Genomic DNA, 15,080 nt, shown 5'->3' with positions numbered 1-15,080 from the left:
GGCGCAGCCGCTGGCGGCGAGCGGGATGCCGCTACAGTATCGGCTTGCCACCGGTGACGGCGATCGTCGCGCCGGAGACGTAGCTGGACAGCGGATCCGCCAGCATGACGTAGGCCGAGGCGAGTTCCACCGGTTGCCCGGGCCTTTTCATCGGCACCTGCTTGCCGAAATTCATCACCGTATCCTCGGGAAGGGTCGAGGGGATGAGCGGCGTCCAGATCGGACCCGGCGCCACAGCGTTGGCGCGGATACCCTTGTCTGCAAGCATTTGCGCCAGGCCGGCGGTAAAGTTCTGGATGGCGCCCTTGGTGGTCGCATAGGCGAGCAGGATCGGGTTCGGGGCATCCGCATTGATCGAGGCGGTGTTGATGATCGAAGAGCCCGGCTTCATATGCGGCACCGCTGCGCGGGTGAGGAAGAACATCGCATGGATGTTCACGCGGAAGGTCAGCTCCCATTCTTCGTCGGTGATGTCGGCGATATCCGGGAACGAGGCCTGGTGGGCCGCGTTGTTGACGAGAATGTCGATGCCGCCGAGTTCGTTCATCGCCGTCTCGACGATGCGCTTGCAGTGTTCCGAGGTCTGGATGTCTCCGGCTACGAGCACGCCCTTGCGTCCGGCCTCTTCGACGAGCGCCTTGGTCGATTTCGCATCCTCGTGCTCATTCAGATAGGAGATCAGGACATCGGCGCCCTCCCGCGCATAGGCGATCGCGACCGCCCGGCCGATGCCGCTGTCTCCGCCGGTGATGATGGCTTTCTTGCCCTGCAGCCGGCCCGATCCCTTGTAGGTTTTCTCCCCGTGGTCCGGCAGAGGATTCATGCGGTCCGTGGTACCGGGCATGGGTTGGCTTTGACGCTCGAACGGCGGGCGCGGAAAATTCTCCATGGTCCAGGTCTCCTTGGTAATTCGATGCGATTGATTTCGGTCCGCCATCGGAGACGGCGGCAGCCCCCAAACTCGTGCTTGCCGGGCTTTGTTCCGATCGGAGAGCCGGGGTGATGGAACTTCGCCTTAGGGCTGGCGTTGACCAAGCGACAACCCGAGGAGGGCGAGAAATGGCAAAAGACGAGAACAGATCAAAGGGCGTGCCGGACGTCACGTCGGACAGCGCCCAGCCCGTGAAAACCGACAGCGATCTTCATCCGGAGGCCGGCGACCAGCCGCTCGAGCCGGACGAACTCGTCAGGAAGAGCGCCGCCCGCGAGGCGATGCACAGCAAGAGGGATGGCTATGTCGTTGAATCCGACCTCGAGGACGAAGACCAGCGGTTCCCGTTGCCGACGATGAAGGATCAGGACTGAGAAAGACCAGGAATGAAGGCGGCTCAACAGGAGAAAGACGATGAAGACCCCGAAGGACGGAGCGCCCGGCACCACGGAGCAATCGCCGCGGTGGGAAGGGCCGAAGGAGACGCGGCCAAGAGGCTATTTGCCGGCGAAGGACGACCCGGAGCATGACCGGGATGCGGCCGACGAAAACCTGAAGGATCCGCACCGAGGCAAGGTCTCGCACGCCCTTAAGACAAAGGACGACTGACCCGGCCCGCGATGGCGCCTCGGTTCCGTTGTGCATTGCGCGCAGCGGAACCGAGGCGCTTTTTGCTGGTTTGGAAGAGTGAACATCATGAAAGGAACCGAAAGGGAAAGGAGCTACCAATGGCCAGGAGAAAAGAGTGGAAGCGGGACGATCCCGATTGGCGTTCGCGCGAAGCCGGCAGGGATTGGTACGGTGAGGAAAGACGCAGCCGGCGGCACTTCGCGCAGACAGTCGAACCTCGCGGCGCCGATTACGAGAACTCCGAGTATTTTCCGGATGCCGAGTCCACCGCCGGACCCTATCGCCGGATGGGCGAGGACTACGGCCGTTGGAACCGGGATCGTGGATATGGCGATTATGGTTCCGACTACGGCGACCGCAGCCGGTCCTCCCACTCGCGCTCCGGCCGGGACTGGGACGAGGAGAGGGGCTTCTTCGAGCGGGCCGGCGACGAGGTGGCCTCCTGGTTCGGCGACGAAGATGCCGAGCGCCGGCGGCAGATGGACCAACATCGCGGCAAGGGGCCGAAGGGCTATACCCGTTCCGACAGCCGCATCCAGGAGGATGTCAGCGATCGGCTGAGCGATGACGGAGCGCTCGACGCTTCCGAGATCGAGGTTTCGGTCACGGGCGGCGAGGTTCAGCTCAGCGGCTTCGTCGAGTCCAAGTGGGCTAAACGCCGCGCCGAAGACCTGGCGGAAAACGTCTCCGGCGTCGGCCATGTCCAGAACAATATCCGTGTGCGAGGCGCTGGCGGAACCTCGGGTGGGACCTCCGGCTGGAATACCGGCGAAACCAACCGGAACCTCTAATCAGCCGGCGGCGGGGCTCACTGCACGATTCCTTAAATCGGAATCGAGTCAAGGGAATGATGATGCAGCCATTCGAAGTGCTGCCGCGACGCGTCTAATTAGACGCTCGGCGCTGTTAGGCCCGCCGCCACTCCGTTCATAGAGGCGTTGGCCTGCCGCTCCGCGCGTGCGGCGCGAACAAGGAAATTGAGCATGCGCGCTTCCTCGACCCGGAGTTCCGGGTTAGCCCGCCCTCGGCGGCTGAGCTTGCTGGCGGAGGCTGCACTGGCAGCGCCGGCGAGCGCAATGATGTCCGGATGGATGTAGCTTTTGCGGCAGATTGCCGGCGTGTTGCAGAGGGTCTCGGCGGCCGCCTCGCACATTTCTCTGACCGTTGGGCGCTTCCCTTTATCCATCGCCTCGCGGGCGGCCGTGAAGGCGGCAACGCTGCCCGCCCAGGTTCGGAATGTCTTGGCCGAAACCGGAAAACCCGCCACCTCCGCCAGATAGCGGTTGAGACGACCCGAGTCGACGGGGCGCAGTATGTCGTTGTCGTCCCTCCACACGAAGAGCTGCCGTCCCGGCAGGTCGGCGATGTCCTCGAGCAGGCGTTGCAGCTTCGGGCGGCGCAGCCGCCTCTGCACGCGCTTGCCGCCCTTGGCGGTAAAGCGCAGTTCGATGCTGCCGTCGAGGAGCCGTAAATGGCGTTTCAAAAGCGTCGTCGCGCCATAGGTCGAATTCGCCTGGACATAGGCGGGACTTCCCGTCCGGAGATGCACTTCGTCGAGGAGCGCGACAAGCGCGGCGAGGACCGTTCGTGCGTCGCCGGTTCCGCCTTCCATGTGCCGGCGGACCGTGCGCCGGATCCTCGGCAGCGCCTTCCCGAACAGAAGGAGCTGGGCAAATTTGTCGCCGCTTCGCAGCGCCTGCCATTCCGTGTGGTAGCGGTATTGCTTCCGACCGCGTACGTCGTAGCCGGTCGCCTGCAGGTGGCCGTTCTCATCCAGGCAGATCCACACCTTCTCGTAGGCGGGTGGCAGGCCGAGCGAGGCGATACGGGCCTTCACGGCAGGATCGGTCAGGACGGAGCCGTCCGGCAGCCGATAGACGAAGCCCTTGCCGGCGCGTTGGCGTCTGATGCCCGGCTCCGAATCGCTGACATAGACGAGCCCGCTTTCCTTCGGCCGGGCCTCGCCTGGGGCCGGACCGCCGCTGTTGCGGCTGCGCCCGCCGCCGCGCCGCATGGCCGCGGCCTGGCGGGTCGGATTGGAAATGACTTGCAGCGGCATTGAGCGGCCCTTCCTTTGGCAGGTGTGGCAGGTGAAATTTCGATCGAGAACTAACGCGCCGCCATGCGGGTCCGGTTCCATGCCGGATGCGCCGCCGGACCGATTTAGGGGCGCCGAAGCCGGCACGGCCAGCGGAACATAATCGATCGCAGGCGGTTCCATCGGCACTTGCTCGAGCGGGAGACGCGCCATGCGGAAAGCACTCAGAGATGCAGTGGTGGTGATCACCGGAGCCTCGTCCGGAGTGGGACAGGCGGCGGCGGAGGAGTTTGCCCGGCGGGGATCGAAGCTCGTGCTCGCCGCGCGCGACGCGGTGGCGCTGCAACGGGTAGCGCGAACCTGCCGGGATCTCGGGGCGGCCGTGCTCGTCGTGCCGACCGATGTGACCGAAGCGGATGCGGTCAAGGAGCTGGCAGCCAAGGCCCTGTCCTTCGGCAGGATCGACGTCTGGTTCAGCAATGTCGGCGTCGGCGCGGTCGGCCGTTTCCAGGAAACGCCGATCGAGGCGCATGAGCAGGTCATCCGCACGAACCTGATCGGCCACGTCAACGATGCGCATGCAGCCATCCCGGTGTTCCTGAAGCAGGGCCACGGCACGTTCATCAACATGATATCGCTCGGCGGCTTTGCCTCGACGCCCTTTGCGGCGGCCTACAGCGCCAGCAAGTTCGGCCTTCGCGGCTTTTCCGAAGCGCTGCGCGCCGAACTCGCCGAAGAACCGGACATTCACATCTGCGACGTCTATCCGACCTTCCTCGACACGCCGGGAGTTGCCCATGGCGCGAATTACACCGGCCGCAGGCTGAGCGTTCCGCCTCCCGTCTACGATGCGCGGCGGGCCGCCCGCGCCATTGTTCGTCTGGCTGAACGGCCGCGCAGCTCCGTCACCGTCGGGGCCGTTGCCGACCTGGCGCGGCTTGCCCATTTTCTTGCCCCCAACACGACCTCCCGCGTCCTCGCCCGCCTGACCTCGTCCTATCTGCGGCGAGCGCCGCGCGCCGAAAGAAGCAATGGCAACCTGTTCCGGGCCCCGCCAAATCCCGGCGGTATCGAAGGCGGATGGCGTTCCGAGCGCAGGGTCCCGATCGCCGCCGTTGCAGCCGCGGCGCTCGTCGGCCTGGCTCTTGCGGCGGTGATCGTACCGCGAACCTCATACCGGCGGCGCTAGGACTCTCCTCGGCGCGTGGCCCCGTTTTGACGACAGTGGAGGAATCCTGCAATGAAGGCTTTGACCTGGCACGGCAAAGGCGACATCCGATGCGAGAGCGTTCCCGATCCGGCGATCGAGGACGAGGGCGACGCCATCATCAAGGTCACCGCCTGCGCGATCTGCGGCTCCGACCTGCATATCTACAACGGCCTCATCCCGGCGATGGAGCACGGCGACGTCATCGGCCACGAGACCATGGGGGAGGTGGTTGCGCTCGGCAAGGCGGCGACGAAGCTGAAGGTCGGCGACCGTGTCGTGGTGCCCTTCACCATCGCCTGCGGCGAGTGCTTCTTCTGCCAGCGGGGCTTTCACTCCGCCTGCGAGCGAACCAATCCAGACCGGGAGAAGGCGGTGAAGATGTGGGGCAATTCGCCCGCCGGCCTGTTCGGCTATTCGCATCTCCTCGGCGGCTATAGCGGCGGCCAGGCGGAGTATCTGCGCGTGCCGCATGCGGATGTCGGGCCGGTCAAGATACCGGAGGAGCTCACAGACGAGCAGGTCCTGTTCCTCTCGGATATCTTCCCAACCGGGTACATGGCGGCCGAATTCTGCGACATCGAACCCGGCGACACGATCGCCGTCTGGGGCTGCGGGCCTGTCGGCCAGATGGCCATCCGTTCGGCCCTTCTACTCGGGGCGGAACGGGTGATCGCCGTCGATACCGTTCCCGAGCGGCTGCGGCTTGCCGAATCGGCGGGCGCGGCGACGCTCGACTACATGAAGGAGGATATTTACGAGCGCATCATGGAGATGACCCATGGGCGCGGCGCGGATGCCTGCATCGATGCGGTGGGGACGGAGGCGGACAGCCGGGCGAGCCTCGATTCGCTCGTCGACCGCGTCAAGGTTGCCGCCTATCTCGGCACCGACCGTCCGCATGTGCTGCGCGAGGCAATTCATTGCTGCCGGAATTTTGGCACGGTCTCCATCGTTGGCGTCTATGGCGGATATCTCGACAAGATACCCTTCGGGTCGGCGATCAATCGCGGGCTGACCTTCCGCATGGCGCAGACACCCGTTCAGCGCTACTTGCCCATCCTGCTCGATCGCATCCGCAAGGGCGAGATCGATCCCTCCTTCGTCATCACCCATCGAGGCTCGCTGGAGGAGGGGCCGGACCTTTACCAGACCTTCAACAAGCGGGCAGACGGCTGCGTCAAGGTCGTCCTGAGGCCTTGAGGGGAGGTGCTCCCTCAGAACTCCAGGATCGCATAGGGCCGGCCTGTCGGCTTCTCGACGTGAGCAGCGACGTTGAAGACCGGTGCGCCGCCCGGCGTCGTGCCTTTGTAGGTACCCTTGTGGGCGTGGCCGTGGACGACGGCGCTGACGCGGAACCGGTCGATGGTTTCCGCGAACCGGGAGGAGCCGAGGAAGGGATAGATCTCTTCCGGTTCTCCCGCGACGGTCTCGGCAATCGGCGCGTAGTGAAGCACGACCACGGAATGCTCGGCGCTGGTCTTGCGCAGCGCGTTTTCGAGGCGCATCGCTTCATCGACGGTCGCCGATACCATGGTCTTCAGTGCAGCTTCGCCGAAGGAACCGAGCATATGTCGTCCGAAACCGCCGACGAAACCCTTCGTGCCGGCAAAGCCGATACCGGCGATCTCGACCGCCTGGCCATCCAGGAGATGGACACCTGCCCTCATGAAGATCGACGAGATCTCCTCGACCGCGTCACATTGGTGATCGTGATTGCCGAGAACCGCCACCACCGGAACCGTGCAATATTTCAGATCGGCGGCGAGCAGCTCCGCTTCGGCCGGCTTGCCGAGATCGGTCAGGTCGCCGGCGATCACCAGCACATCGGCGACTTTGGAGACCTCCGAAAACAGGTCCGTAAAGGAGACCGAACCATCCTCTTTCATGTGGAGGTCCGCAACCGCGGCGACTTTCACCTTGCCCATGGTGACAACTCCCTATTTTCCTGTCGGCATCTCGAGGTCGCCGCCGACATCGGCAAACCCCCATTCGGTCACGTCGATCTGGTAGTCGGTGCGCGAATACATCCGCCCGCGGCAGATTTTCGTCTGCGGCAGCGGCAGATCCCGCTGCGCCGCCAGCCGGCTCAAAAGCTCGTCCATCAGCCACAATGGAACCCTGTCGCGCTCCGAAGGGTAGATCCACCGGAAATTGAGGAGGTGGATCAGCAACACCTCCCAATGCGCTTCCATATATTCGAGCAGCCGGCGCCAATCGATGCGGTCGTGGGTCTTGAGGATGGTGTGGGCGACGTCGGCGCCGTCGTAGCGCTCGCGAAGCTGGATGAAGGATTTCGACCAGACCAGTTCGGTCGGAGAGACGATCGATACCGGCGAGGCGCTGAGTTCCACCGGAAGAGCGTGTTCGAACCAGGCATCGTTGACGAGCATGGTTCCGTTCGGCGAGGCGAAGATGACGTCGAAGAAGAACTTGCCCTTGTAGACCTTGCCGAGCCAGCGGTCGTCCTCAATCTCGACCGAGTAGCCGCGCGATTTGAAATGCTTGAGGATGCGGGTGTAGTCGCCGGCCTTGCAGAAGACGTCGAGATCCTTCGTCGGCCTCGAGATGCCGGTATAGGCGCTGACGGCGAAGGTGCCGGCGATCAGAAACGGGATCTTGGATTTGACCAGTTCCGCAATCGCAGTGGCGACGAAGGCTTCGGCCTTCTCATCGACAAGCTGCGGCAGCGCGAGTGGCCTGCGGGTCGTTCGCGGCGACTTCGACTTGGGTGGCGTTGCCGATGGCATGCTTTCTCTCCTGCGACGGAACACCTACGAGAACACGCGAGAACTCGGCTAGGTTCCGCAGCATCGACAGCGCCTAGTGACTGGGTCGTTTGTGCGGCAGCTCCTCTCCCTCATTTCTGTGCTTGTCACAGAAATCCAGCCAGCCAAGTCCTTGGCTGAGAGACTCTTCCGCACCGCGGACGCGACGCTGCTGTATCCCTGTGACAGGCACAGAGAAGAAGCCGGAGAAAGACCTCCGCCGGAAGCACGTGGCGAGAGAGATGAATAGAAGTCGGATTCATGGGCGCGGCCGCGTGCGGCTGCGCCCATGGGGCCAATGCTACAGCGCCGGTGGGCGGTAGCGCTCGCGCTCGCGCTGAACGTCATCGAGGCTCATCGGCGCCGACGCGGCGTCGAACGTGCTCCAGCCTTCCTCGACATAGGCGCGCCGGCGAACCGAGGCGTCGACGGCATGGCGGTTTCTTAAGATCGCATCGGCTTGCGGGACGAGGGCCTCGTCGACCTTTGCCACGACCAGCGTGCCGCCCCGCCGCACGCCCTCGGCGTAAAGATGGGCGTCCTCTTCGGGAACGCCGGAGTCCGTCAGCGAGCCGACAATGCCGCCGGTGGCGGCACCCGCCACGGCTCCGGCGACCGCGCCGGCCGCCGTCGAGGCGAGCCAACCAGCGGCGACGACCGGTCCGACGCCCGGAATGGCCATCAGCCCGAGCCCGGTCAAGAGACCGACGGCGCCGCCGCCGGCTGCACCGAGACCAGCACCGACGCCGGCTCCTTCAGCCGCCCCTGAACTCTCGCCCGAATAGCGATCGCCGACATTGTTTGCGACGATGCTGATATCCTCCGACGGAATGCCTGCCGCCTCTAGGTCGTTCACCGCCTGTCGGGCATCGTGATAGTCGTCGAAAAGCCCTGCCACAGTTCTCATCTTCTTCTCCCTTTCTGTAGCGTTGAAGGGGATCACCGCCTCGTTCCCGGCCGCAACCACGCAGCTAGAGTGCGGTAATGTTGCCCTGGTAATCGAGAGCGACGGTGACGGACTTGCCGTCCTTCATGGCGGTTGCACGCCAAATACCCTGATCGTCGAGCTTCAACCCCTTGACGTCGGCATATCCGGCTTGCTCGATCCGCTCGCGCGCCTGGTCTTCCGTAAAACTGTTCTTGCCGGCGACGGGGGCTTCGGGGTTCTCAGCGCCGGGAGTGGCGATCGCCGGTGTGCTTCCGCCGGAAGTTGCCGACTGCCCAAAGGCCGGCATTGCCGCAGCGCTCAAAAGCACTGCAACGCCAAAGATCGTGTTTTTCATAGCCTTTCCTCTCTCGGGGATTCTTTTCCCGGTTAACCAAACTGGCCGGGTATGGTTTGGTTCCGAGTTGCGCGCCGAGGAGGAGTGCGCCGGGTAAGCGGGCGCCAAGGAGAGGCGTTCTCCCGGAACTTTCCCGGGCTTCGACGGTTGGCGCTGCCGTCAATCGAAATCTCTGAGGAGAGCGCAATGGCTACAAATGTGAAGGACGGCAAGGCGCCGAAGGGCTCCAGCGGAACGCATGGCGGAAACCGCGCGGGCGACCAGGTCAAGAAGGGCGCGGCACAGAAAGGCGAGGCCAAGAAGAGCAGCCAGGCGACGGGCAAGGACCCGCAACGGGGCAAGGGCTGAGGCCTTCAAGCAAGGGCGCAAACAAAAGGCCGGGCTCAGCCCGACCTCTCATCGCCACCTCCCGCCACTGCCAGTACATCCGTGGTCAGCGACGAGAGGGACAGTAAAAGCAGTGTAGGCGCCGATTGTTACAGTGGCAAGACGCTCAAAAGGGGGTGTTTGGCTATGAGACGTCATGTTCTTTGACGTCGCGACTTTCGGACTCCGGCCGCAATCCGCCTGCCGTCGCGGTTGACGCGGTCCCACAACGCCGCGCGTTTTTATCAGACGCGCAAAGTCGCTGTCGCACTTTGAAATGCTGCATGTCTCCGGGGGCGCCGACGAGATCTAGCCCGCGCACCTCGCCATCACGACGTTTGAGCGAAGTTTGTCTCCCGCAAAACATCGCGTTCGGGCGGGGCGAACCGAATCTATTTACCGGCATGTACCAGTTGGGGAGCGTGCTCGGCGCCTTCCACGAAGAGTTTGCCGCCGGTCCGGGAGATTTCGACGGCTTGGCTGGGCTCGTCCAACCGGCCTGGAATCGAAATCGTGAGGCCTCGGCCCTCGTCCAGTGTCACCTCGAAGCGCACGGGAGAACCCGCCTCTCCCTCCGCGATCGTGGTGACCACACGGAAATCGTCACCGGCTTCCGTGTAATAGACGACGCCATGGTAAGCGCCGAGGTCGATGCTTTCGCCTTGCAGGGCCTCAAGTTCACCCGCAAAGGCGCTGCTTGCCGTCACGCAAAGAGCCGCGAGAACTGTGTATCTGCACATCGTCGCCTCCCTGCTGCATAATTCCTTAGATCGGGAATCGATTTAAGGACAAAAATCATGCAGCAATTCAAAGTGCTACAGCACCTTTGCGCGTCTTGTACGACGTGCGGCGCGGTAGCCGAGAAAGGTCCGAACAAGACCTGTGCCTGAGGTTACTAGGCGTGCATAACTTCGTCTGTGATTATTCGCACAGGGGCTGACAATCCAACTCAAACGGAGACCGTGCGCCGACGGCCAGGGCCCTATTTCCATTTGCTGCCGAAGCCAAAGGATGTAGATTTGGCCGAACGGAAGCACTGGCCATGACACGTTCGCCTGATTTCCTTTCGAGACTGGACAATAAGGCCGTTGCTGCGTTGTCGGAGCGCTGGATCGTTCGTAGTTACGCCCCCCAGGAGTTGATCATCGCCCATGGCGAAAGCGGGCGCGATGTGTTCTTCATACTTGAGGGACACGCCCGCGTGACCCTCTTTTCGACGAACGGTCGCGAGGTCCTTTACGGTGACCGCGGGCCCGGTGATATCGTCGGGGAACTGGCCGCTATCGATGGCAAGGCGCGATCGGCGACAGTCCTGGCCATCGACGCAACGCGTGCCGCAAGGTTGCCGGCGAAGGACTTCCGCAGCCTGATCGCGGACCACCCGGAGTTTTCGTGGGCTCTCCTCGAATACCTGTCGGCGGGCATAAGGCACATGACCGACCGGGTTTACGAGTTCAGTACTCTGGTCGTGCGTCGGCGTCTCATCCTCGAATTGCTTCGCCGCGCTGACGAAGCGCATGCAGACGACAGGCAGGCCGTCATAAACCCGGCGCCCACTCATTTCGAACTGGCCGCCTCCATCAGCACGCAGAGGGAAGCGGTTTCTCGGGAAATGAGCACTCTCTCGAAAAGGGGACTGATTGAGAGACGCGGCCGCAGGCTGTTGCTCTGCGACCTTGCGGCCCTTGAAATGCTCGCGGGAAAGGAAGGGTAGCGGGCCAAAGTGCTGCAGCGACCCTTACGCGTCTGATAGGACGCGCGGAGCTATGGGACCGATTTCCTTGTAGAAGAACTGCTCGGCCACTGCATTCGCGGCATGGTTTCGACGTAGCGCTGGAGCAACCACAAGAGGATTACTCGCCATTTGGAAGACAATACGAAAAGCCATACCGATTTATTTGTCGGAATGCGGCCTTCAACGCGCACAAACCTCATCGTTGTTTGCTATACTCCCGAAGGGGAATTCGCGATGCTGCTCGATCGAGAGGGTCCACTCGAGGCTTTGCTGGCCGCAATACGGAGTGCGGCGGTCGGTCGGGGCAGCACAGTGCTGCTGGAAGGCGAAGCCGGGATCGGCAAGAGTTCTCTCCTGCGCGAGTTCGCCGAGCAGGTGGATAAAGACTGCCGGGTGTTATGGGGCTGGTGCGAGGCGCTTTTCACGCCGTGTCCGCTCGGACCTTTGCAGGACATGGGGCAATCGTTTGACCCGCGCGTGGCAGCACTGCTCGATCAGGCGGCTCCGCCAGAGCGCCTCTTTCCGGCGTTATTGAATGTGCTCCAGCACGCCAGTAGTGCGATCATACTCATCTTCGAGGATGTACACTGGGCCGACAACGCGACGCTGGACCTTGTGAGATATCTTGGTCGCCGCATCTCGTTGCTCCCCACCGTGCTGGTACTCAGTCTGCGCAGCGATGAAATCGGCGCCGATCATCCCCTGACGCACGTGCTCGGCGATCTTCCGTCCGCGTCAGTCACGCGCATAGTGCTTGAACCGCTGTCTCCCGCAGCAGTGGCCATACTGGCTGAGCAGGCGGGCCGCTGCGCCGCTGATCTCTATCGCATTACGGAGGGCAATCCCTTTTTCGTCACCGAACTTTTGGCAAGCGGCGCGACCGAGCCTGGGCGCGTACCGGATTCGATACGCGATGCGGTCTGGGCGCGCCTGTCGCGGCTGACAGCGGGTGAGCGTGAAGTACTTGAAGTGATCAGCATAGTGCCAGGCAGCGTGGAGCCTTCCCTTACCCGGGCTCTGCTCGGTGTCGAGGCCGAGGCACTGGTTGACCAGTGCGTGGCGCGCGGACTGTTGCGGCGAGACAACCAAGGGGACGTGACGTTTCGACATGAGCTTGCCCGGCAGGCGACGCTCGACCGGCTGGCACCGACCCTTCAGAGGTCACTCCATGCAAAGGTGGAGACAGCGCTGTCGCAAGTCCTCACGACACAAGCATCTACCCTGCTTTCACGCCGGGTACACCACGCGGCTGGAGCCGATGATGGGGCACGCGTTCTCGAACTCGCGCCGCAAGCCGCAGCGCATGCGGCGCGTCTGGGCGCCCACCGAGAGGCGGCCTCTCATTTGGCGATGGCTCTCAGATACGTTGCGCGGGCGGCACCGGAGCTGACCGCACGGCTTTACGAGGACTGGGCTTACGAGGCCGGACTGACGCTCCTCGTCTACGAACCGGTGATCGAGGCGCACCATCGTGCCATCGCGATCTGGCGCGAACTCGGACGCATCGACAGGATCGGTCCCAACCTGTGCAGGCTATCGCGGCTGCACTGGCGCCGCGGCGAAGGCCAGCCGGCAGAGGACTACGCAGAGCAGGCGGTGCGCGAAATGGAAAAGCTGCCGCCCGGCTCGGAACTGGCGATGGCCTATAGCACACGCTCTCAACTTCATATGCTCCACTATCGCTTCGACGAAGCGATAGATTGGGGGATGCGGGCGATCGCACTCGCCGACCGATTGGGTGAGATCGAAACGCGCGTTCACGCTTTGAACAATGTCGGCACCGCGCTCCTTTTCGCCGCCCGCCCAGGCGGCCGCGAGCGGCTTGAGGAAAGCCTGGCACTGGCGCTCGAGCACGAGTTCCACGACCATGCGGCGCGAGCCTACACCAACTTCGCGGAATGCGCGGTCGTGTCCAAGGACTTTGTCCTGGCCGAACGCCTGTTGGCCGAAGGCATCGCATTCGCCAGCAGGCACGATCTCGATTCGGCAGCGCAATACCTGCTCGGTCGACAAGCGCAGCTTCGGATGGAGCAGGGCCGTTTTCGCGAAGCTGAGACCATTGCGCAGGGCGTCATGAATCTGGTACGCCTGCCGATGGTCATGCACTTGCCGGCGCTTACCGTGCTCGGAACTGTGCGTGTGCGGCTGGGCGAGCCCGGTGGTTTGGCGCTTCTCCAGCAGGCCCTCCATGAGGGATTGGCGACGGGAGAGCCCCAGCGTATCGTGCCAGTCCGCCTGGCGCTGGCCGAAGCGGCCTGGCTTGCCGAAGATCACAGTGCTGGTCACGAGCAGTTGACTGCCGTCGCGGCAATGGATCTCGACAATTTCCGTAGCTGGGACTTCGGCGAACTGGCGGTCTGGTGGCAGCGATGCGGTATGGCCACGCCGCTGCCGGAGTCGAAGGTACAGATTCCCTTGCCGCGCTCTGCCGAACTCCGCGGCGATCCCTTGGCGGCGGCAGCCGAATGGGATCGCCTCGGGCTTCCCTATGAAGCGGCGCTCGCCCTGATGCAGGTTCGCGGAGGCGGTACTGGGCCGGCACTGGCTCGCGCCGTCACGATGTTCGAGTCGTTGGGGGCGCGTCCCGCTGCGGCGCTGGCGCGGAAGCAGGCGCAGCGCTTAGGTATTGCGGGCCAATTGCCGAAGAGCCGCAGGGGGCCATACGGGACCGCCCGCCGTCACCCGCTCGGGCTGACGCGGCACGAACAACAAGTGCTCGCCTTGATCGCGGCGGGCATGAGCAACAAGGAAGCCGCCCAGCGTCTGTCACGCTCTCCGCGCACGATCGAGCATCAGGTCTCGGCCGTGCTTGGCAAATTCAACGCCGCCAACCGGATGGAAGTGCTCCTGCGCCTGCGCGGCGAGCCATGGCTCCTGTCAACCGCCGACGCCCTGCAAACTGTCGAAAACTAGGCAAGCTCGCGAAATTTAGGGAACCGGCGCCCGGCAAATTGGGGGCCGGTACCGATGTGACTTGGCGGCTGCACGCATAGGCTCCGATGATGGGAAAAGACTGCCCAGACAGTCTATTGCGGAGGAGGAGAAACGATGACCAGATGTTCTACCGCATGCGCAATGGCCTTACTCGCCATGACAGGGGTTGCCGTCGCGTCAGAACTGGCGCCGGGAAATGGCCACAGCGTTCATCTCGGTCTTTTCGATGGTGCGGTGTATTACACGGTCGAGAAAGACGGCTATCGGGTGGTTGCGACTTTGGCCTCTGGAGCGGAAGCGCAGCCGATACGCTTCGTGTCCACACTCGGACCGGGGGAGCGGCTGATGATCTCTGTGCCGCAAGCCATCGGCCAGCCGTCTGCCGACTTCGAGATCATACGCGAGGGCGAAATTCTCCACGTGCAGGAGCCCAGCGGCAATCTGATCGACAGCGTCGCAACCAGCGCCGTACTCAAGGAGTGACTCTTTTTGGGTCAAAGATATCTCGGGTGATTCGTGCGCGCTTCACTCAGGAGATGCCGGCCCAGCAGCCCGCCCCCTCACCACCGCAGGAATGCGAATTCGGGACGTCGACCATCGTACACGCGGCCGATCGCCTCCTAAACGCCTTCCTGTGGAAGAGGCGTCCATTGCAACCGCAGCACCTGGTTCTATTCGCCCTCGCCTGTGGCTTCGCGCTCGGTTCCGGGGGATTTTCGCAGGACGCCGCGGCCGACAAGCTCTATAAAGTTGTCGATGGCATGGCCGATGCGCGGACCTACAATGGTTACCGACGTTATCATGGCGGGTGCAACCATTGCCACGGCCCCGATGGAGTGGGCTCGACCATTGCGTCCTCTCTTGTCGACCGGCCGCTCGATATCGAGAACTTCAGGCGCGTTGTTCGCGACGGCCAGAGCAGCAGCGAAAACTCATTCATGAAAGGGTTCGCCGACGACCCCAATTTCGCGCCTTATATCGACGACATTTACGCCTATCTGCAGGCCCGCGCCGACGGCGCACTCGGCCGGGGGCGGCCAAAGAGACTGGAGCCGTAGAGCCGCTTCGACAACGTAGAAGCTTGATTTCCGGAGGGCGAAGCGTTCTCAAGAGCGCTGGCGCAAAAGGACCTTCGGGAGTCACCCGATCAGACACGTTCTGCGCTTAGGTGATTATTGGGATTCAATT

The 15,080-nt window shown here is 63.3% G+C and carries 17 protein-coding genes; 10 read left to right on the top strand and 7 right to left on the bottom strand.

Annotated features, from left to right (window positions below; translation table 11 throughout):
- Positions 1-31 precede the first annotated feature (31 nt).
- Entirely contained in the window at positions 32-889 is an 858-nt protein-coding gene (locus SS05631_RS16025) for an SDR family oxidoreductase (protein WP_037417562.1), read from the bottom strand.
- A 170-nt stretch (positions 890-1,059) separates the two neighbouring features.
- Here SS05631_RS16025 and SS05631_RS16020 point away from each other — a divergent pair, with 170 nt between their 5' ends.
- The 3 genes from SS05631_RS16020 to SS05631_RS16010 all read left to right on the top strand — a co-directional run bounded on the left by SS05631_RS16020 (position 1,060) and on the right by SS05631_RS16010 (position 2,352).
- A complete protein-coding gene (locus tag SS05631_RS16020) occupies positions 1,060-1,305 on the top strand; it encodes a hypothetical protein (RefSeq protein WP_037417559.1) in 246 nt (81 codons plus the stop codon).
- Between the two features lie 40 nt (positions 1,306-1,345).
- On the top strand, positions 1,346-1,540 hold the full coding sequence (locus SS05631_RS16015) for a hypothetical protein (RefSeq protein WP_037417555.1): 195 nt from the start codon (positions 1,346-1,348) through the stop codon (positions 1,538-1,540).
- A gap of 119 nt (positions 1,541-1,659) precedes the next feature.
- On the top strand, positions 1,660-2,352 hold the full coding sequence (locus SS05631_RS16010; RefSeq protein WP_037417552.1) for a BON domain-containing protein: 693 nt from the start codon (positions 1,660-1,662) through the stop codon (positions 2,350-2,352).
- Between the two features lie 98 nt (positions 2,353-2,450).
- On the opposite strand, the gene SS05631_RS16005 is transcribed toward SS05631_RS16010, so the two are convergent.
- Positions 2,451-3,575, bottom strand: coding sequence for a DNA topoisomerase IB (locus tag SS05631_RS16005; protein WP_234819777.1), 1,125 nt, complete (start codon positions 3,573-3,575; stop codon positions 2,451-2,453).
- A gap of 235 nt (positions 3,576-3,810) precedes the next feature.
- On the opposite strand from SS05631_RS16005, the gene SS05631_RS16000 reads away from it, so the two are divergent.
- Positions 3,811-4,788 (top strand): SDR family oxidoreductase, encoded by a 978-nt coding sequence (locus SS05631_RS16000; RefSeq protein ID WP_037417549.1) that lies wholly within the window; start codon positions 3,811-3,813, stop codon positions 4,786-4,788.
- A 51-nt stretch (positions 4,789-4,839) separates the two neighbouring features.
- On the top strand, positions 4,840-6,009 hold the full coding sequence (locus SS05631_RS15995; protein WP_037417546.1) for a zinc-dependent alcohol dehydrogenase: 1,170 nt from the start codon (positions 4,840-4,842) through the stop codon (positions 6,007-6,009).
- Positions 6,010-6,023: 14 nt separating this feature from the next.
- Here the strand turns inward: SS05631_RS15995 and SS05631_RS15990 are convergent, their stop codons facing one another.
- The 4 genes from SS05631_RS15990 to SS05631_RS15975 all read right to left on the bottom strand — a co-directional run bounded on the left by SS05631_RS15990 (position 6,024) and on the right by SS05631_RS15975 (position 8,857).
- Positions 6,024-6,734 carry a metallophosphoesterase gene (locus SS05631_RS15990; RefSeq protein ID WP_037417544.1) on the bottom strand — a complete coding sequence of 237 codons (711 nt, stop codon included), beginning with the start codon at positions 6,732-6,734 and terminating at the stop codon, positions 6,024-6,026.
- 12 nt (positions 6,735-6,746) lie between these two features.
- Positions 6,747-7,556 (bottom strand): hypothetical protein, encoded by an 810-nt coding sequence (locus SS05631_RS15985; RefSeq protein WP_037417541.1) that lies wholly within the window; start codon positions 7,554-7,556, stop codon positions 6,747-6,749.
- 319 nt (positions 7,557-7,875) lie between these two features.
- On the bottom strand, positions 7,876-8,481 hold the full coding sequence (locus SS05631_RS15980; protein ID WP_037417538.1) for a general stress protein: 606 nt from the start codon (positions 8,479-8,481) through the stop codon (positions 7,876-7,878).
- A gap of 64 nt (positions 8,482-8,545) precedes the next feature.
- Positions 8,546-8,857: a PepSY domain-containing protein gene (locus tag SS05631_RS15975; RefSeq protein ID WP_037417535.1), complete on the bottom strand. Its 312-nt coding sequence runs from the start codon at positions 8,855-8,857 to the stop codon at positions 8,546-8,548.
- 186 nt (positions 8,858-9,043) lie between these two features.
- Between SS05631_RS15975 and SS05631_RS15970 the strand changes: the two genes are divergently transcribed.
- Positions 9,044-9,205: a hypothetical protein gene (locus SS05631_RS15970; protein ID WP_083853971.1), complete on the top strand. Its 162-nt coding sequence runs from the start codon at positions 9,044-9,046 to the stop codon at positions 9,203-9,205.
- Between the two features lie 410 nt (positions 9,206-9,615).
- Here SS05631_RS15970 and SS05631_RS15965 read toward each other — a convergent pair whose 3' ends face one another.
- Entirely contained in the window at positions 9,616-9,963 is a 348-nt protein-coding gene (locus SS05631_RS15965; RefSeq protein ID WP_037417532.1) for a hypothetical protein, read from the bottom strand.
- A gap of 302 nt (positions 9,964-10,265) precedes the next feature.
- Between SS05631_RS15965 and SS05631_RS15960 the strand changes: the two genes are divergently transcribed.
- The 4 genes from SS05631_RS15960 (at position 10,266) to SS05631_RS15945 (ending at position 14,950) form a co-directional block, all read left to right on the top strand.
- Positions 10,266-10,937 (top strand): Crp/Fnr family transcriptional regulator, encoded by a 672-nt coding sequence (locus SS05631_RS15960; RefSeq protein ID WP_037389636.1) that lies wholly within the window; start codon positions 10,266-10,268, stop codon positions 10,935-10,937.
- A gap of 150 nt (positions 10,938-11,087) precedes the next feature.
- On the top strand, positions 11,088-13,871 hold the full coding sequence (locus SS05631_RS15955) for a LuxR family transcriptional regulator (protein WP_244412149.1): 2,784 nt from the start codon (positions 11,088-11,090) through the stop codon (positions 13,869-13,871).
- Positions 13,872-14,006: 135 nt separating this feature from the next.
- Positions 14,007-14,375: a hypothetical protein gene (locus SS05631_RS15950; protein ID WP_037417529.1), complete on the top strand. Its 369-nt coding sequence runs from the start codon at positions 14,007-14,009 to the stop codon at positions 14,373-14,375.
- Between the two features lie 26 nt (positions 14,376-14,401).
- Positions 14,402-14,950, top strand: coding sequence for a c-type cytochrome (locus SS05631_RS15945; protein WP_234819769.1), 549 nt, complete (start codon positions 14,402-14,404; stop codon positions 14,948-14,950).
- Positions 14,951-15,080: the final 130 nt, after the last annotated feature.

The organism is Sinorhizobium sp. CCBAU 05631 (assembly GCF_002288505.1).
Lineage (GTDB): Bacteria > Pseudomonadota > Alphaproteobacteria > Rhizobiales > Rhizobiaceae > Sinorhizobium > Sinorhizobium fredii_C.
Note: the sequence above shows the minus strand (reverse complement) of the source record. Positions and strands in the feature narration are given on the sequence as shown.

Excerpts from the sequence above, each read along its gene's own strand:
- SS05631_RS16025 (WP_037417562.1), bottom strand. The coding sequence starts at position 889 with ATGGAGAATTTTCCGCGCCCGCCGTTCGAGCGTCAAAGCCAACCCATG.
- SS05631_RS16020 (WP_037417559.1), top strand. The coding sequence starts at position 1,060 with ATGGCAAAAGACGAGAACAGATCAAAGGGCGTGCCGGACGTCACGTCG.
- SS05631_RS16015 (WP_037417555.1), top strand. The coding sequence starts at position 1,346 with ATGAAGACCCCGAAGGACGGAGCGCCCGGCACCACGGAGCAATCGCCG.
- SS05631_RS16010 (WP_037417552.1), top strand. The coding sequence starts at position 1,660 with ATGGCCAGGAGAAAAGAGTGGAAGCGGGACGATCCCGATTGGCGTTCG.
- SS05631_RS16005 (WP_234819777.1), bottom strand. The coding sequence starts at position 3,575 with ATGCGGCGCGGCGGCGGGCGCAGCCGCAACAGCGGCGGTCCGGCCCCA.
- SS05631_RS16000 (WP_037417549.1), top strand. The coding sequence starts at position 3,811 with ATGCGGAAAGCACTCAGAGATGCAGTGGTGGTGATCACCGGAGCCTCG.
- SS05631_RS15995 (WP_037417546.1), top strand. The coding sequence starts at position 4,840 with ATGAAGGCTTTGACCTGGCACGGCAAAGGCGACATCCGATGCGAGAGC.
- SS05631_RS15990 (WP_037417544.1), bottom strand. The coding sequence starts at position 6,734 with ATGGGCAAGGTGAAAGTCGCCGCGGTTGCGGACCTCCACATGAAAGAG.
- SS05631_RS15985 (WP_037417541.1), bottom strand. The coding sequence starts at position 7,556 with ATGCCATCGGCAACGCCACCCAAGTCGAAGTCGCCGCGAACGACCCGC.
- SS05631_RS15980 (WP_037417538.1), bottom strand. The coding sequence starts at position 8,481 with ATGAGAACTGTGGCAGGGCTTTTCGACGACTATCACGATGCCCGACAG.
- SS05631_RS15975 (WP_037417535.1), bottom strand. The coding sequence starts at position 8,857 with ATGAAAAACACGATCTTTGGCGTTGCAGTGCTTTTGAGCGCTGCGGCA.
- SS05631_RS15970 (WP_083853971.1), top strand. The coding sequence starts at position 9,044 with ATGGCTACAAATGTGAAGGACGGCAAGGCGCCGAAGGGCTCCAGCGGA.
- SS05631_RS15965 (WP_037417532.1), bottom strand. The coding sequence starts at position 9,963 with ATGTGCAGATACACAGTTCTCGCGGCTCTTTGCGTGACGGCAAGCAGC.
- SS05631_RS15960 (WP_037389636.1), top strand. The coding sequence starts at position 10,266 with ATGACACGTTCGCCTGATTTCCTTTCGAGACTGGACAATAAGGCCGTT.
- SS05631_RS15950 (WP_037417529.1), top strand. The coding sequence starts at position 14,007 with ATGACCAGATGTTCTACCGCATGCGCAATGGCCTTACTCGCCATGACA.